This is a genomic window from Paenibacillus sediminis (assembly GCF_017873765.1).
Taxonomy (GTDB): Bacteria; Bacillota; Bacilli; order Paenibacillales; family Paenibacillaceae; genus Paenibacillus_AG; species Paenibacillus_AG sediminis.
The window spans coordinates 54,806-70,217 of the sequence record NZ_JAGGKP010000001.1 but is presented as its reverse complement, the minus strand read 5'-3'; the positions used below and the strand labels follow the sequence as shown (position 1 = coordinate 70,217).

Genomic DNA, 15,412 nt, shown 5'->3' with positions numbered 1-15,412 from the left:
TATCAAGTCAAAGTTTGATTCTATTTGATATATATTTTTACAGAGATAAACGATAAATTTCCATAACATCTTCTTTGTTCAGTTTACGGAAATTGCCGAATGGTCCAAAACGCATCGCTTTATCGGCCATCACTTCAATGTTGCTGTCATCAATATCATAATCAGCTAGGCGGCTTGGTGCACCGATGGAAGTCCAGAAAGCGCGAAGCGCCGCAATGCCTTCCTCTGCAACCTGTTCATCACTCTTCCCAGCAGGATCCACATGAAATACGTTGATCGCCAGTTTCTTAAAGCGCGCTACATCGACATGGAGATTGTATTTCATCCAGTTCGGGAACAAAATAGCGAGCCCTCCCCCGTGAGGAATGTCATACACAGCGGATACCGCATGTTCAATATTGTGCGTAGCCCAGTCTCCGCGAAGACCCATGCTAAGTACGCCGTTAAGCGCCATCGTGCCGCAGTACATAATCGTTTCACGCAGCTCATAATTTTGCAAATCGTTGATTAATTTCGGTCCAGTCTCAATGACAGTCCGCAATATCGTTTCGCAGAAACCGTCTTGAACAGGCGTGTTTGGATCTTGATGGAAATAATGTTCGAGTACATGAGACATCATATCCACCATGCCGTACACCGTTTGATCTTTAGGCAGAGAGAATGTATTTTCAGGATCAAGAATCGAGAAGGCTGGGAAAGCAAATGGACTGCCCCAACCCATTTTCTCTTGTGTGACTTCGTTTGTAATGACAGAACCGCCATTCATTTCAGACCCCGTTGCAGCCATTGTTAACACGGTACCAAGCGGCAGTGCATCTTGAGGAGTGGCTTTGCGTTCTACGAAGTCCCACATGTCGCCATCATATTTAGCGCCTACTGCAATCGCTTTGGAGCAATCAAGTACGCTGCCGCCGCCTACAGCAAGAATAAGCTCAATATTATTCGTTCTGCACAAATCCACGCCGCGATGAACGGTAGATAGACGAGGGTTCGGTTCAACACCGCCGAGTTCAGTAACCTCTGCGCCGATTTCGTTAAGCAAATTGATGACTTGATCGTATAGTCCAACTCGTTTAATGCTGCCTCCGCCATATACAAGAAGCACTTTTTTGCCGTATTTAGGAACTTCGGTTTTTAGAGCTTTCAGTTGACCTTTCCCGAAAATAAGTCTTGTCGGATTGTGAAATTCAAAAGAATTCATCGATATGTAACCTCCAAATCGGAATCGTTAATTGTATAACTAGTATAAATGAGCAGAATTCATCTGCTTAATCATTATACAACTACAGCTTTTACAAAAACAAATGAGCCTATAGATAAAAATAGTTGCCCAATCCTTATCGGATATTTACACACTTTTAAATTTCCATGATCAGAGTCATACTTTTTATGATTGCAGCGAGTAACCCATACTTTCCACAAAACGTCTGAAAGCAAGCTGTCCTTGCTCCGTCCGTTTATAAACGCCTGCGTGCTCCAAAATTTGCACGAATTTCTCGCCGACTTCATTTTTCAGCAGGCTTCCTGCATCATCGGGTGTAAGCTCATTTCCGAACTTCTTCACGAGCTGCTGAATCCATTCTGCATGCTGATACAGCGGGTGATCTGAATGGATAACAACTTCGTTATAAAGCTGCTCATTTCCGCACAGAATGCTCTGGATTTGCTCAAGCTCATCCTTCAGACGTCCTGGCAATATCGCAAGTCCCATCACTTCAATGAGGCCAATATTTTCTTTCTTAATATGATGCATCTCACGGTGAGGATGGAAAATACCTTCAGGATGTTCTTCACTCGTACGGTTGTTCCGCAGAACAAGATCCATTTCATAGCCTCCATCTGAAGTACGGCGAACGATCGGAGTTAACGTATTATGCGGTATCAACTCGTCTCCATTCCGCGTAGCCGCATAAATGTCTGCCTCAGGATCGCTATATCCTTTCCAAGCCTCATAGATGTTGTTTCCTGCTTCCAGCAGCTTAGAAGCATTATGGCTCGTAAGGCGCAGCACAGACATTGGCCATTTGACGATACTGAGTGTTACGTCTTGATCTGATGGATGACTGAATACTGCCTCTGCCTGCGCGTTCTGAATTGGGAACGTATGGCGTCCTCCCTGGAAGTGGTCATGGGTAAGGATAGAACCGCCTACAATGGGCAAGTCGGCATTTGAGCCAATGAAATAGTGCGGAAATACATCGACGAACGCAAGAAGCCGTCTAAATGTATCCTTCGTCAGCTTCATTGGAACATGGTCATGATGGAACACAATACAATGCTCGTTATAATAGACGTACGGCGAATATTGAAAGAACCAAGGTTCATCATTCAGACTTAAAGGAATGACGCGTAAATTTTGACGTGCAGGATGATTGACGTGTCCAGCATACCCAACGTTCTCACGACATAACTGACATTTCGGATATACAGGCGGGGGAATCAATTTCGCCATGGCGATTTCCTTCGGACTTTTCTCAGGTTTAGACAAGTTGATTGTCATTTCCATTTGTCCGTAAGAAGACGGCTGCTTCCAGTACACATTTTTGGAAACTCGGTCCATACGGATATAGTTCGAATCAACACATAGTTTATAAAATGCATCTGTTGCAGCTTCAATACTTTGCTGCTTCGCCGTTTCTTGAAACGATGCAATCACCTCAGAGGGACGTGCGACTAGCTGCCCCATTATTTTGGCATCGAGCAAATCGCGATACGTATCTGTGTTTTCCGGAATCATTCCGATCTCATGACCATAATCAATAAGTACATCTAATAGAGTCTGTGGCCCATATAGCACTGTCTCATCAACTTTACCCTCGTACGGTTCATCAAATGAGAACATTTCTAACAACTGATTTCGGCTGTAATCTATATCAGACTCGTCTATCAATCCCTTGTCAAAAGCATAACGGACAAGTCTTTCAATGGCATGAAGAGCTTCTTGCTGAGGTGCAGTTCTGCCTTCTGTCGTCTTCATCTCCATCCTCCTTAATCGTTATAACCATGCGGGTGCTCATGATGCCAATCCCATGCTGACTTAATAATGCTCTCGAGCTTATCCCACTTCGGATCCCAGCCGAGTACAGTGCGAGCTTTATTAGAAGAAGCAACTAGAATAGCTGGATCACCTGCACGCCGTGCTTCCATGACAACTGGAATAGGACGGCCTGTCACTTCTTTAGCTGTCTCAATCACTTCCTTCACGGAAAATCCTTTCCCGTTGCCAAGGTTGAACACATCGCTGTCTCCACCCTTTTTCAAATAGTCGACTGCGAGTAAGTGCGCATCGGCCAAATCGCTCACATGAATGTAATCGCGAATGCAAGTTCCATCAGGAGTCGCGTAGTCATCGCCGAAGACGGAAATGTGACTGCGCTGACCGAGAGCCGCTTGCAATACAAGAGGAATAAGGTGGCTTTCAGGACGATGATCCTCTCCAATTTTACCGCTAGCGTGTGCACCGGCAGCATTGAAATAACGCAGCGATACATACTTAATGCCAAGCACACGGTCGAACCAAGACATCATCCGTTCCATCATGAGTTTAGTTTCTCCATACACATTAGTGGGTTCCGTCCGATCGTTCTCTTCAATAGGCACCTTCTCCGGCTCGCCGTACGTCGCTGCCGTCGATGAGAAGACGATTTTACGGACACCCGCTTCATTCATCGCCTCAAGCAGACACAATGTTCCGAATACGTTATTGTCATAGTATTTCACAGGATTTTGCATACTTTCTCCAACGAGTGAATTCGCGGCAAAGTGAATAACTGCTTCAATTTCGTTCTCTGCGAACACATTGTTCAGGAATATTTTATCCCGTAAATCTCCTTCATACAGCTTCCCCCCGAGAAGCGCGCCACGATGTCCCGTCTGTAAGTTGTCGACAACGACAACTTCTTCACCACGGGCAAGTAACTGAGCTACTGTATGTGAACCGATATATCCTGCGCCACCTGTCACTAGAATTGCCATATTATTGGGCCTCCTTCAATTGTTTGACACCGTCACCCACGCTGCACACATAAAATTCGCCTTCAAGACCTGTGCGCGCTTTGTATGCTTCACCTACTTGTTGCACAAAAAGCTCCGCGTCATCTTCGTGCACCAGTGAAACGGTACATCCTCCGAATCCCGCTCCAGTCATACGAGCACCGAGTGTTCCAGGGATGCGGCGTGCCTCTTCTACCATAACATCAAGCTCCTCGCAGCTTACCTCATAGAGATCGCGAAGCGATTCATGAGAAGCGTTCATAAGCTGTCCGAACTGCTGCAAATCGTTCTGTTTAAGCGCTTCTACGGAAGCAAGCACCCGCGCATTTTCTTCAACCACATGTTTTGCACGGCTGCGTACCGTTTCGTCTTCGATATAATGTGAAAGTGATGCAAATTGATCTGGTGTGAGCTGAGCCAAATATTTTAGATCAAACACGTGTTCTTTCAAAATAGACAGAGCTTGATCGCACTGACTGCGACGTTCATTATATTGGGAGTCGACTAAGCCGCGGCGTTTATTTGTGTTGCCGATAATCAATTTATAAGACCCTGTACGAAATGGTACGAGATTATATTCCAGTGTGTCGCACATAAGCAGAATAGCGTGATCTTTAGCACCGTTCGCTACGGCGAATTGATCCATAATGCCGCAGTTTACACCTACAAAGTGATTTTCAGCCTTCTGAGAAATAAGTGATAATTCGACTGTGTCCGTTCGATGACCTTCCATTGTAAGTACAGCATACCCGGTAACTACTTCGATGGATGCAGAGGAAGACAATCCAGCACCGTTTGGAATTTCGCCGTGAAACAGCATGTCGTACCCCTTGTTCACTTGATAACCTTTATTGTTGAGCTCAGTCATCACACCAACAGGATAGTCTGTCCATTCTCCCGTTCTGTGACGTCCTATTTCATCACTAGAGATTGCTGTTTCAAATGAAAAATTAGAAGATACTAAATGAATATGTCCGTCAGCACGCTCGCGTATCGCAAGTGTTGTGCCAAATTCTAAGGCAGCAGGGAGTACGTAGCCTCCGTTATAGTCGATATGTTCACCGATGAGATTGACACGTCCAGGTGCATGAAACAACTTTATTTCATTCTCGGAATGTCCAAATTTTTCAATAAACTTTTGTTTGATTTGTTCCAAATTCATTGACGTCTCACTCCATCCTATAAGCTCGATTAACTCTTGTATTCATTATAAAAAAAAGCGCTGTATATCTTAATGCATTGTTGTGTGTTTCACATGGATAAATGTGACCTTTTCGATTAAAATGAAATAAAAGTAGATAAATGGACGGTGACACAATTATGATTGCTGCAGAAACGTATTCAGTCGCATCAAATCCCGTATATTATGAAGGCAATGCGCTTCATGTCCTGTTCGCAGGCGAAAGTCAGACGAAGCCAAATCACGTTCTCGGTCCGAAAATATACGATTATTTCCTGCTTCATTACGTCGAGCATGGTAAAGGTACGTTTCGAACGGAGCATCATACGTATCACCTGCATGAAGGCGACTGCTTTCTCATTCATCCAGATCAGCTTGTCAGCTACTCTTCAGATCCCGTTCATCCTTGGCGCTATCGCTGGGTTGCTTTTACGGGAGATGAGGCATATGAGCTCGTTCAGAGTGCAGGCTTTCACCCATCGGAGCCCGTGGCACGAACCGGGCGCGAATGCCGGATGCAGGCCTTTTTAAGCAGTATATTGCGAGTCTTCTATGAGCGGAAGGAAAGCGCAAGTCTGGCTTCAATCGGGTATCTCCATCTTATTTTTGCTGAGGCAAAAGAAGCAATCCATAGAACGACACGGCTCACCGGCGCTGAAACGGCTGTACAGCGTACTGTAAAGCAGATGATTCACTTTATGTCCAGCCAATATGCTCATCCTGTGTCGATTGAACAAATGAGTGAAAGTCTTGGGTATAATCGAGCCTATTTATCACGAATATTTAAAAGAGAGACGGGAATGACACCTGTCACATACCTCTTAAAACTACGAATCGATAAAGCGCGCAGGCTCCTTAGAGAACGCTCAGAATTATCAATTGAGCAAATTGCCGCTTCTGTCGGAATAACCGATGCGCTTTATTTTTCGAGACAGTTCCGGCGCTTCTACGACCAGTCCCCAAGTCAATATAGACAATCCGTGATACAGCAAGCTAATAACGGAGAAAACCCGCCGTTCCATGAGTAGAAGGCGGGTTTATTAAATACTTTTACTCGATATGATCAGTTTTCAAGATATTCTCAATTCGATCCAATTCCTCTTGTGAAAACTCCAGTTGATTAAGCGCTGCTACATTCTCCTCAATTTGGCTTGCACGGCTGGCTCCAATAAGTGCCGAAGTCACTTTGCCGTTGCGCAGAACCCAAGCAAGCGCTAATTGCGCTAGACTTTGCCCTCTTGAAGCAGCAATTTGATTCAGTGCGTGAATTTTACGCAGTACTTCAGGTGTTATTTTATCCTTAGTCAAAAATACGGATGAACTTGCCGCTCTCGAATCCGCAGGAATGCCTTTTAAATATTTATTCGTGAGCACACCTTGTTCCAGTGGACAGAACGCGATGCTGCCGACCCCATTCTCTTCAAGTACATCTTGAAGTCCATTCTCGATCCAGCGATCTAGCATGGAATATCGCGGTTGATGAATGATGAGAGGAGTGCCTAATTGTTCTAAAATTCGAATAGCTTCAGCTGTTTGCTCTGCTTTATAATTTGATACCCCAACATAAAGCGCTTTGCCTGAACGAACGATATGATCAAGCGCCGCCATCGTTTCTTCAAGCGGTGTCTCTGGGTCAAACCGATGATGGTAGAAAATATCTACGTAATCTACACCCATCCGTTTCAAGCTTTGATCAAGACTTGAGATTAAATATTTACGGGAACCCCAGTCGCCATACGGACCGGGCCACATGTAGTAACCTGCTTTTGTGGAGATGACAAGCTCGTCACGGTACGATTTCAGATCTTGAGCTAATATTTTGCCGAATGTCTCTTCCGCAGATCCTGCAGGCGGTCCATAGTTGTTCGCCAGATCAAAATGAGTGATCCCAAGGTCAAACGCTTTATGAATCATTTCCCGGCTGTTCTCGGCCGGGTTAATGCCGCCGAAATTGTGCCATAGTCCAAGCGATATAGCCGGCAGCTTAAGTCCTGATCGACCAACGCGGTTATATTTCATACCCTCGTAGCGATGATCTGCTGGTATGTAAGCCATTTTCCTATCCCCTGCCTTTCTTTGCCTACTTTCATGTTTAGGATTAGCATATATCGATTACTCGTCAGTTTGCAAGAAACCGATTTCAATTATTTAGACAAGCTTGTCCACTTCTGCCATCACTTGTCCCATCGGTTCGGTAATGAGCAGGCTCGCTCTTTGATCGTAAGGCGTAGGTGAGGTATTTAATATAGCCATTCTCTCATCACGAAAATAAGTGATCAAATGTGCCGCGGGTTGGACCGTAAGTGATGTTCCTCCGACAATGAATAAATCAGCTGCAGAAATCACTTCGATCGTTTGACCCAGGATGTCTTCATCCAGATTTTCTCCATATAATACAACATCCGGCTTAATGATCGCCCCGCACTGTTCGCAGGTCGGGATGGTCTCTTTCGAATGGAGGATATGATCGAGACTGTAATACCGATGACATTTTGTACAATAATTACGATGAATAGAGCCGTGAAGCTCAAGTACATGCCCACTGCCCGCCATTTGATGCAATCCGTCAATATTTTGCGTAATGACTGCTTTTAACTTTCCTTCCCGCTCCAGTCTGGCCAAGAGCAAATGAACTGGATTCGGACGAGCATTCGGATAAATCATTTTCGAACGATAGAATTCATAAAAAATTTCTGGACGATGATCGAAAAAAGATCTGCTAAGCATCTCTTCCGGGGCATAAGGGAACTGTTGACGTGTTCGATAAATGCCTGCCGCAGAGCGGAAATCAGGTATCCCGCTTTCTGTTGAAGTACCTGCTCCCCCAAAAAAGACAATACGTTTCGACTCTTTAATCCATGACGCCAGAAGCTCTATTTTTTGCACGTTAAGTTGACACCTCCATCAATGACCCAAACGCAATTGCCGCAGTTTTTAAGACTTCAATTGCAGCTGTGAGTAGTTTTGAATAATAACATCTGCATCCAGCAGTATCGCTGAAGCATCTGCTCTTTCTGAAATACCGATCGTTGTACAAACTCCTGCTTGTCTGCCCATCTGCATATCACCATTGCTGTCACCAATTACGATTACATTCGCTGGTTTAAGACCAAGTATCCCGCAAGCCTTGTTCACCATTTCTGGATGAGGCTTTCCATGTTCGACTTGATCATCACCGATGATGCACTGAAAGTATTCCAGAATACCCATCCAGCTTAAATGCTCGATAGCCCCCTTCGTACTGTCTGCCGTCACTACGCCTAGCGGAATAGACTGAGCATGACATTGCTTAAGAAAATCAATCAAGCCTGGCATAGGTTCAGCCGGACGCCGTTTTCTTACTTCTTCCATAGCTCTACTTCCAAAATGACGTACCAACTGAAGAGCTTCATTCCAAGGAACTCCTGCTGCAGCGTATAGGTGCCAAGCGAGCAGTCCGTTCACTTCGTCGACAGAGCCCATTGCTAAAGGACCAGCCTCATCATAGCCGCTCACACGTCCTTCCGCATCATGCTTTGTTCCAAGTAAAGTGGATTTGTCTACTTTCAAATGAGTTCCGAGCTTCGCTAGATGATGTTCCATCATTTCGAGCAAGCTGTCCGCCCATCTTCCCCATAATTCCATAAATTGAAGCAGCGTTCCATCTTTATCAAATAATATCCCTTGAAAAGAAATTTCACGATCTTGCACTTCAATCCTTGGCACACGTATACACCTCCCATATTTCACACTTGTTGCTCCCAGCATCTCTATGCTTGAAATCATCTGTAGATACTATAACATTTTTCGAATATTTAATGAGATTCTTTTATTTTACATGCTAGAAAAACAAAAATACTTGTGATAGACTCAGATAAAATTAATTTTAATTTTTACCAATGCACATTAGTGAAGCGTGGACTCAGTACTATAAAGTAATGGCTCGCGCCGCCTGTGCTGCAATACAGTACAATTTGAATTGTAATAGGGGAAGGGTGAACATCATGGCAACCAAAAAAATGCGATCAGATATGATCAAAAAAGGCTTTGACCGGGCACCTCACCGCAGTCTTCTGCGTGCGGCAGGTGTGAAAGAAGAAGATTTTGGTAAACCGTTTATTGCGGTATGTAACTCTTACATTGATATCATTCCTGGTCATGTCCATTTACAAGAATTTGGTAAAATCGTGAAAGACGCAATTCGCGAAGCTGGCGGTGTACCGTTTGAGTTCAATACGATTGGTGTCGATGATGGTATCGCAATGGGCCATATCGGCATGCGGTATTCTCTTCCAAGCCGCGAGATTATTGCTGACTCCTTGGAAACCGTGGTTTCCGCTCACTGGTTCGACGGAATGGTATGCATTCCGAACTGTGACAAAATTACACCCGGAATGATTATGGGTGCGATGCGCGTTAACATCCCAACGATTTTTGTCAGCGGCGGCCCTATGAAAGCAGGGAAAGACAGCCAAGGCCGCTCCATCTCTCTCAGCTCTGTATTTGAAGGTGTAGGAGCATATCAAGCAGGTAAAATTGATGATAAAGGTCTCCTCGAGCTTGAACAATTCGGTTGTCCGACATGCGGCTCGTGTTCCGGTATGTTTACAGCCAACTCCATGAACTGTCTGGCAGAAGCGATGGGTATTGCACTTCCAGGCAACGGAACGATTCTGGCAGTCTCTGAAGAACGTAAAGAATTCGTCAAAAAGTCTGCTAAGCAATTGATGGAACTCATTGAAAAAGATATTAAACCTCGTGATATTGTAACCATTGAAGCAATCGATAATGCTTTTGCACTCGATATGGCAATGGGCGGCTCCACGAACACAGTTCTTCATACATTGGCCATCGCTCACGAAGCTGGCATTGATTATCCGATCGAACGTATAAATGAAGTAGCAGCACGTGTGCCCCATTTAGCGAAAATTGCTCCTGCATCGGATTATCATATTGAAGACGTCCATAATGCAGGCGGTGTCAGCGCAATTTTAAATGAACTTCTTAAAAAACCTGGTGCTATAAACGGCGACCAAATTACCGTAACTGCTAAATCGCTGCGTGAAAACGTAGAAGGTGCTGAAATTGTTAATACCCATGTGATCCATACGCTGGATAACCCTCATTCTGAGAAAGGGGGGTTGGCCGTACTCTTCGGGAACCTCGCTCCTGAAGGCTCGATCGTAAAAGTTGGTGCGGTAGACAAATCGGTCGGTGGTTACCATAAAGGTCCTGCCATCTGCTTTGACTCTCAAGAAGAGGCGCTCTCTGGTATTGCGAATGGTAAAGTGAAGGAGGGCCATGTTGTCGTTATTCGCTACGAAGGACCTAAGGGCGGCCCTGGTATGCCGGAAATGTTGGCGCCCACATCACAAATTGTAGGTATGGGACTCGGTGCAAAAGTAGGTCTTATTACAGACGGACGTTTCTCCGGCGCTTCCCGCGGGATCAGTATCGGCCACATTTCTCCTGAAGCAGCTGAAGGCGGTCCAATCGCATTTGTTGAAGACGGTGATATTATCGAACTCGACCTCAATAACAACAAGATTAACCTCCTCATCAGTGACGAAGAAATGGAGCGCCGCCGGGCAAATTGGAAAGGCTTCGAGCCAAAAGTTAAATCTGGCTACCTAGCTCGTTACTCTAAGCTTGTAACGAACGCAAGCGCAGGCGGAGTTCTAAAAATCTAACAATGAAATTTTAATGAAGATTCAATGATAGAAAAAAGCTGGCGTAGTTAGTCCATTTGGATTAACTGCGCCAGCTTTTTTGGTATCAATACATATCATTAGTTCATCCATTTTGAAGAAACATGTCACTGGTATGCTCAAATACTTCATCCTTCTCCACATGAGACCGATGAGAACTGCCTTGTTGTGAAAAGCGGCCAATGAGTACGTCAATCGGCATTAATATCATTTTCGGAACAAGTTGATCCGCACGATGCTTAAGACGTTTCTGGCCTGCTGGATGAATAACTCTAAGGAGTAGTTTCAAATAAAGCTGCGTAAATGAGCTGAACATTCCTTTTGGCAAATCAATAATTTTAAATCCGAACTGCTCTGGGCCGCGGTGAATCATACTGACACCATAAAGTGCCTTCACATCGCTTATTTCAGGATGATCTAAAACGTATTGAGCGATAACGGGGAGCGTCTTTTCTGTTCCTCTTATCATTTGGATCGCTAAATGTACAGTTGACTTCGCCTTTGAACCAATTTCGAACAGCTTCTTGTTATCAAGATGAAGCTCGATGATTTTGTCACCTTTGACTAACGTTGATCCATTGTCCATCTGTGTCGGCTGTCCATGATAAGTACGAACTCGAATGTGATACATCGGGTCCTCTGGATTAATGGTATGAAGATGAAATACAGCGTGGAAAACTTTCTCCCATTGGAGCCATAGTAAAACTAGCAATCGTTTGAACAAGGAAATTCGAGGTGCCGAATAGGACTCTGTCTCTGCCATCAATTTATCGATGCGTACACTTTGAAGGCCTTTACGATTCGCTTCCTCAAGCACGCGTTCAAGAGCAATAAGCATTTGCTCAGGAGCTTCTTGATTGGCGCCAACAGTCGTGCCGCAGTCATGAAGAAGGAATACTTCTCCGCCCCTTAACTTTTTCAGCATGCGTTTCGTTAGTCGGTCAGCACCCACTCTGCTGCGCCAGTCGCTGAACATTCTAGACCAAAGTACGATCTGAACGTCTCTCTTTCTTGCTATATCGAATAAATTAACAATCCCCCATGGAGGACGGTAATACGGCGTATCATTGCCAGTAATCGAATGAATAATATCTCTCGTCTGCTTTATGTGCTTCTTCACAGTAGCTGGTCGCATCAGCCAATTTGTCTTATGAAGATAGTTGTGCACACCAAGAAGATGACCTTCATCATGGATTCGTTTTATTAAATCTGGATTTTTCTCGGCATGAGCCCCTACGACAAAAAAGGTTGCTTTCGCATCGTATTTTTTTAATAAGTCCAGAAGCAACGGTGTATACCTAGGATCGGGTCCATCATCAAAAGTAAGCGCAAAATGTCCTGCGCTCTTTCCTTTCTTGAACACGCGAAATCCGAAAAGACGGCTCATCATACCGGGAATAAATGCATAAAACGAAGTAATGTAGAAGATCCACAGCATCAGCGTTTCCATGTATTTTCCCCACTTTTCTATGTTAGTTGACTTAACGTGTCAGCACGCTCTAATCATATTTTATCATATAGATCAACAGAATTAGGTGTTTTTTTTGGAAATCGTGTAAAATAGTATGAAACTAATAAAAAGGAGTCGTTGCTTAGTATGCTGCCTTTTTACCGAAAATATTGGCGCACTGCATTTGATATTGGGCTGATCGTATTAACTGTATACTTGACAATGTATATTTTCAGTAAACTGTATCAGATTGCTGCACCTGTATTTTTGTCATTCATCGTCTTTTTGCTGATTGAGCCGCTTGCGAAATTTTTACACAAAAAAGGGCTGCCTAAAGTTGTTGCTTCGGGTATTTCTGTCATTCTCTTTGTTCTTCTATTACTTGGTCTGATGTTTGGTGCAGGGCTCATCATCATATCCCAAATTGCACAAATTAATAATAACCTACCTAAATATACGCAATTGGTACAAGAAGAATTCACAAGGTTAGTAACGTTGCTTCAAGGAAAAATTAACGCTCTTCCAGATAATATTACGGTAAAAATTAATGAATATTTCACCAATCTAACAAATGTATTGTCTGATTTGGCTGGCATTGCCTTTTCACACATCGTTACATTTTTATCTTCCTTCTCTACCTTTATTGCAAATTTCGGTGTTGCTATCATATTAGCATTCTTCCTTAGTGTCGAAATTCAACGATGGCGCCGGCTCGCAAAAGAGAAGACACCGAATACATTTAAGAAGGCGTATACGTTTCTAAAGGAACATGTCTTCCACGCAATTTGGGGCTACGTCAAAGCTCAGGCTCTGCTCGTGTCCATCTCGTTCCTTCTTATTTTCGTAGGGCTCACCATATTTAGAGTCGATAACGCTTTTACGATTGCCCTCATTTCGGCGGGCTTTGATGTTCTGCCATTAGTCGGCGTACCGGTCATTTTCATTCCATGGATTATTTATCAGTTTCTAGTGGGGCATGTTGGATTAGCTGTGTCACTAACCGTTCTGCTCGTTGTTGTATTGCTCGTTAGACAACTGCTTGAACCTAAAATTACAGGCAACTCCATCGGGATATCTTCGGCCTATTTGATGTTATCCTTTGCGATGATTTCCCTTTCGATCTTTGGGATGGCCGGATTGATTCTATCACCTATCCTGCTTATTTTAATCAAAGAGCTGCTTAAACAAGGCTATTTACAGCGGTGGATTAGACTTCCGAAGGAAGAATTCGATACTTCTGATCTCACATCGAAAGCAGAAGATGAACCTAGATAAGAAAGGCTACGATGATGCAAGTATATTCATCACTTCTCGAAACAGAAGTGTAGCTTGATTGGATGATTCGGGAGATCGATTCTGCACAAGGACAGCGACAGCGTAATGCGGATGATCGGTTGGCCCATAGCCAATAAACCATTGGTTATTACGTGGCTTGCCGTTCACCGTGACTTGTGCAGTTCCCGATTTACCTGCAACCGTCCATTTCGCTCTTTGCAGCGATGCACCTGTTCCATCTGTAACAACTCCTCTCATCATCTCCAAAATGATGTTAGCCGTACGGGGTGAAATCCCCCCATAAGGTGAAGATAATAAATGCGGCTGAAACGAGGTCATCGTTTGGCCGTTATTATATTGTATTTCAGTAACAAGACGCGGTGCATGAATCTGTCCACCCTGTAATAAGGTAACGACCATATTAGCGGCTTGAAGAGGAGTTACGAGTACATCACGTTGACCGATTCCTGTCTGTACTTTAACTCCGTCATCCTCTTTAGGAGTTCCCCCCGCAAATATTTGTCCTGCCTCTTCATGATCAAATTGCTTAAATAGTTCAAATCCCATAAAGCTATTGTCCTGCCAGCCTATAACCCTCCCTAGACCAAGCTGTGAAGCGACTTCTTCAATACGTTCTCCACCCAGCCGTTCAGCTAGTGTCGCAAATACGACATTGCATGACTCAGCATAGGCTTCTGCTAACGTCAAATCTCCATGCCCTCCTTCCTTCCAACATGCAAGTCCATATTTCCCATACTGACCTGAACAATGGAACGTTTCTGTAGGAGATGAAATTCCGTCCTCCAAAGCAGCTGCTGCAATAACGGTCTTAAATATGGAGCCTGGCACCGCTGCTTTAAGCGCTCGATTGCTCCAATTGCCCATCTGCAAATCAATTTGATTCGGATTATAAAATGGTTTTGAAATCATTGCTGCTACGTCGCTATTCGATGTATCTAAGACGACAATAGCGCCTTCCTTCATGCCGATTCTCTCTGTCAGAACCTCAATTTTCTGCTGTAATTTCATATCGACTGTCGTCTTAATTCGTAAAGGATAATACTTATTGTGCTGAGCGATGAGCCGAGTGCCCAAACCGTACATAGGCTGTTTCTTCCCATCGACTGTATAAGAAATGATTGTCGAACCAATTCCCCTTAGAAAAGGATCAAAACTTTTCTCGAGCCCTGCTGACCCCACCTCTGTCGTTAACGGCATCGTATGCTCTAAATCGCTCTCCTTCTTATACAGACTACGAATCAACTCAGGCTGCTGAGATACAAAGCCTAGCCACTGCATGCCTGATAAATGATTATCATATCTTTGTACATACGGCGCAACTTCAAGGCCTGCTATATTTAATTTTTTTAATTGCTGAACTTGCGGGAAGGATAAGGACAGCGGCAGATGAGTATTGCTGTCCGTCCAAATAAAAGGTTGCGTAAGCGAGTGCCATGTCCTCTTAAGCTGTTCTGAAGTTGTACCTAGCAGCTTAGCGATCTGCCCGTAATGATTCTCCTCATGATGTCCGTGACTAACTGGAAATAAAATAGCGGTCCATATGACCTTACCGGTCAGCGGAGCCCCGCTTCGGTCAACAAATTGGCCTCGGCCTGTATCAAGTACAATGCCTCTTTCTCTCTGCAATACAGACATTTCCTCTAATGATCTGCCGCTTGTAGTCACAGCTCGGTTAACGGTAACGAACTGAATCCATCCAAGCCGAAGGGTCAAAATAAATAATATTAAAGTAATAGATATTAGAATGATGAATATTCTGCGTTTACCTTGAAAAGACATTAAGTGAACCTTCTTCCCGTTTTTTAT

General features: G+C 44.1%; 12 protein-coding genes. 3 read left to right on the top strand and 9 right to left on the bottom strand.

Annotated elements, in window-relative coordinates; genetic code table 11:
- Nucleotides 1-37: 37 nt before the first annotated feature.
- The 4 genes from J2Z20_RS00385 to J2Z20_RS00370 form a co-directional block, all read right to left on the bottom strand.
- Entirely contained in the window at nucleotides 38-1,201 is a 1,164-nt protein-coding gene (locus J2Z20_RS00385) for an iron-containing alcohol dehydrogenase (protein WP_209844277.1), read from the bottom strand.
- A gap of 186 nt (nucleotides 1,202-1,387) precedes the next feature.
- The gene (locus tag J2Z20_RS00380) at nucleotides 1,388-2,977 is read right to left on the bottom strand and encodes a UDP-glucose--hexose-1-phosphate uridylyltransferase (RefSeq protein WP_209844275.1); all 1,590 of its coding nucleotides are present in this window, start codon (nucleotides 2,975-2,977) and stop codon (nucleotides 1,388-1,390) included.
- Nucleotides 2,978-2,988: 11 nt separating this feature from the next.
- Nucleotides 2,989-3,975, bottom strand: a complete 987-nt coding sequence (gene galE / locus J2Z20_RS00375; protein WP_209844273.1) for a UDP-glucose 4-epimerase GalE — start codon at nucleotides 3,973-3,975, stop codon at nucleotides 2,989-2,991.
- A 1-nt stretch (nucleotide 3,976) separates the two neighbouring features.
- Nucleotides 3,977-5,155 carry a galactokinase gene (locus tag J2Z20_RS00370; RefSeq protein ID WP_209844271.1) on the bottom strand — a complete coding sequence of 393 codons (1,179 nt, stop codon included), beginning with the start codon at nucleotides 5,153-5,155 and terminating at the stop codon, nucleotides 3,977-3,979.
- Nucleotides 5,156-5,295: 140 nt separating this feature from the next.
- On the opposite strand from J2Z20_RS00370, the gene J2Z20_RS00365 reads away from it, so the two are divergent.
- Entirely contained in the window at nucleotides 5,296-6,201 is a 906-nt protein-coding gene (locus J2Z20_RS00365; protein ID WP_245251812.1) for an AraC family transcriptional regulator, read from the top strand.
- A gap of 22 nt (nucleotides 6,202-6,223) precedes the next feature.
- Here the strand turns inward: J2Z20_RS00365 and mgrA are convergent, their stop codons facing one another.
- The 3 genes from mgrA to J2Z20_RS00350 form a co-directional block, all read right to left on the bottom strand.
- Nucleotides 6,224-7,228, bottom strand: a complete 1,005-nt coding sequence (gene mgrA / locus J2Z20_RS00360) for an L-glyceraldehyde 3-phosphate reductase (protein ID WP_209844269.1) — start codon at nucleotides 7,226-7,228, stop codon at nucleotides 6,224-6,226.
- A gap of 93 nt (nucleotides 7,229-7,321) precedes the next feature.
- A complete protein-coding gene (locus J2Z20_RS00355) occupies nucleotides 7,322-8,059 on the bottom strand; it encodes an NAD-dependent protein deacylase (RefSeq protein WP_209844267.1) in 738 nt (245 codons plus the stop codon).
- A gap of 48 nt (nucleotides 8,060-8,107) precedes the next feature.
- A complete protein-coding gene (locus tag J2Z20_RS00350; RefSeq protein ID WP_209844265.1) occupies nucleotides 8,108-8,878 on the bottom strand; it encodes an HAD family hydrolase in 771 nt (256 codons plus the stop codon).
- A 278-nt stretch (nucleotides 8,879-9,156) separates the two neighbouring features.
- On the opposite strand from J2Z20_RS00350, the gene ilvD reads away from it, so the two are divergent.
- Nucleotides 9,157-10,842, top strand: a complete 1,686-nt coding sequence (ilvD, locus tag J2Z20_RS00345) for a dihydroxy-acid dehydratase (RefSeq protein WP_209844263.1) — start codon at nucleotides 9,157-9,159, stop codon at nucleotides 10,840-10,842.
- Nucleotides 10,843-10,945: 103 nt separating this feature from the next.
- Here the strand turns inward: ilvD and J2Z20_RS00340 are convergent, their stop codons facing one another.
- Nucleotides 10,946-12,310: a polysaccharide deacetylase family protein gene (locus tag J2Z20_RS00340; protein WP_209844261.1), complete on the bottom strand. Its 1,365-nt coding sequence runs from the start codon at nucleotides 12,308-12,310 to the stop codon at nucleotides 10,946-10,948.
- A 147-nt stretch (nucleotides 12,311-12,457) separates the two neighbouring features.
- Here J2Z20_RS00340 and ytvI point away from each other — a divergent pair, with 147 nt between their 5' ends.
- A complete protein-coding gene (gene ytvI / locus J2Z20_RS00335) occupies nucleotides 12,458-13,585 on the top strand; it encodes a sporulation integral membrane protein YtvI (RefSeq protein WP_209844260.1) in 1,128 nt (375 codons plus the stop codon).
- A gap of 6 nt (nucleotides 13,586-13,591) precedes the next feature.
- On the opposite strand, the gene J2Z20_RS00330 is transcribed toward ytvI, so the two are convergent.
- Nucleotides 13,592-15,385, bottom strand: coding sequence for a peptidoglycan D,D-transpeptidase FtsI family protein (locus tag J2Z20_RS00330; protein WP_209844258.1), 1,794 nt, complete (start codon nucleotides 15,383-15,385; stop codon nucleotides 13,592-13,594).
- Between the last annotated feature and the right edge of the window lie 27 nt (nucleotides 15,386-15,412).

Excerpts from the sequence above, each read along its gene's own strand:
- J2Z20_RS00385 (WP_209844277.1), bottom strand. The coding sequence starts at position 1,201 with ATGAATTCTTTTGAATTTCACAATCCGACAAGACTTATTTTCGGGAAA.
- J2Z20_RS00380 (WP_209844275.1), bottom strand. The coding sequence starts at position 2,977 with ATGAAGACGACAGAAGGCAGAACTGCACCTCAGCAAGAAGCTCTTCAT.
- galE (WP_209844273.1), bottom strand. The coding sequence starts at position 3,975 with ATGGCAATTCTAGTGACAGGTGGCGCAGGATATATCGGTTCACATACA.
- J2Z20_RS00370 (WP_209844271.1), bottom strand. The coding sequence starts at position 5,155 with ATGAATTTGGAACAAATCAAACAAAAGTTTATTGAAAAATTTGGACAT.
- J2Z20_RS00365 (WP_245251812.1), top strand. The coding sequence starts at position 5,296 with ATGGACGGTGACACAATTATGATTGCTGCAGAAACGTATTCAGTCGCA.
- mgrA (WP_209844269.1), bottom strand. The coding sequence starts at position 7,228 with ATGGCTTACATACCAGCAGATCATCGCTACGAGGGTATGAAATATAAC.
- ilvD (WP_209844263.1), top strand. The coding sequence starts at position 9,157 with ATGGCAACCAAAAAAATGCGATCAGATATGATCAAAAAAGGCTTTGAC.
- J2Z20_RS00340 (WP_209844261.1), bottom strand. The coding sequence starts at position 12,310 with ATGGAAACGCTGATGCTGTGGATCTTCTACATTACTTCGTTTTATGCA.
- ytvI (WP_209844260.1), top strand. The coding sequence starts at position 12,458 with ATGCTGCCTTTTTACCGAAAATATTGGCGCACTGCATTTGATATTGGG.
- J2Z20_RS00330 (WP_209844258.1), bottom strand. The coding sequence starts at position 15,385 with ATGTCTTTTCAAGGTAAACGCAGAATATTCATCATTCTAATATCTATT.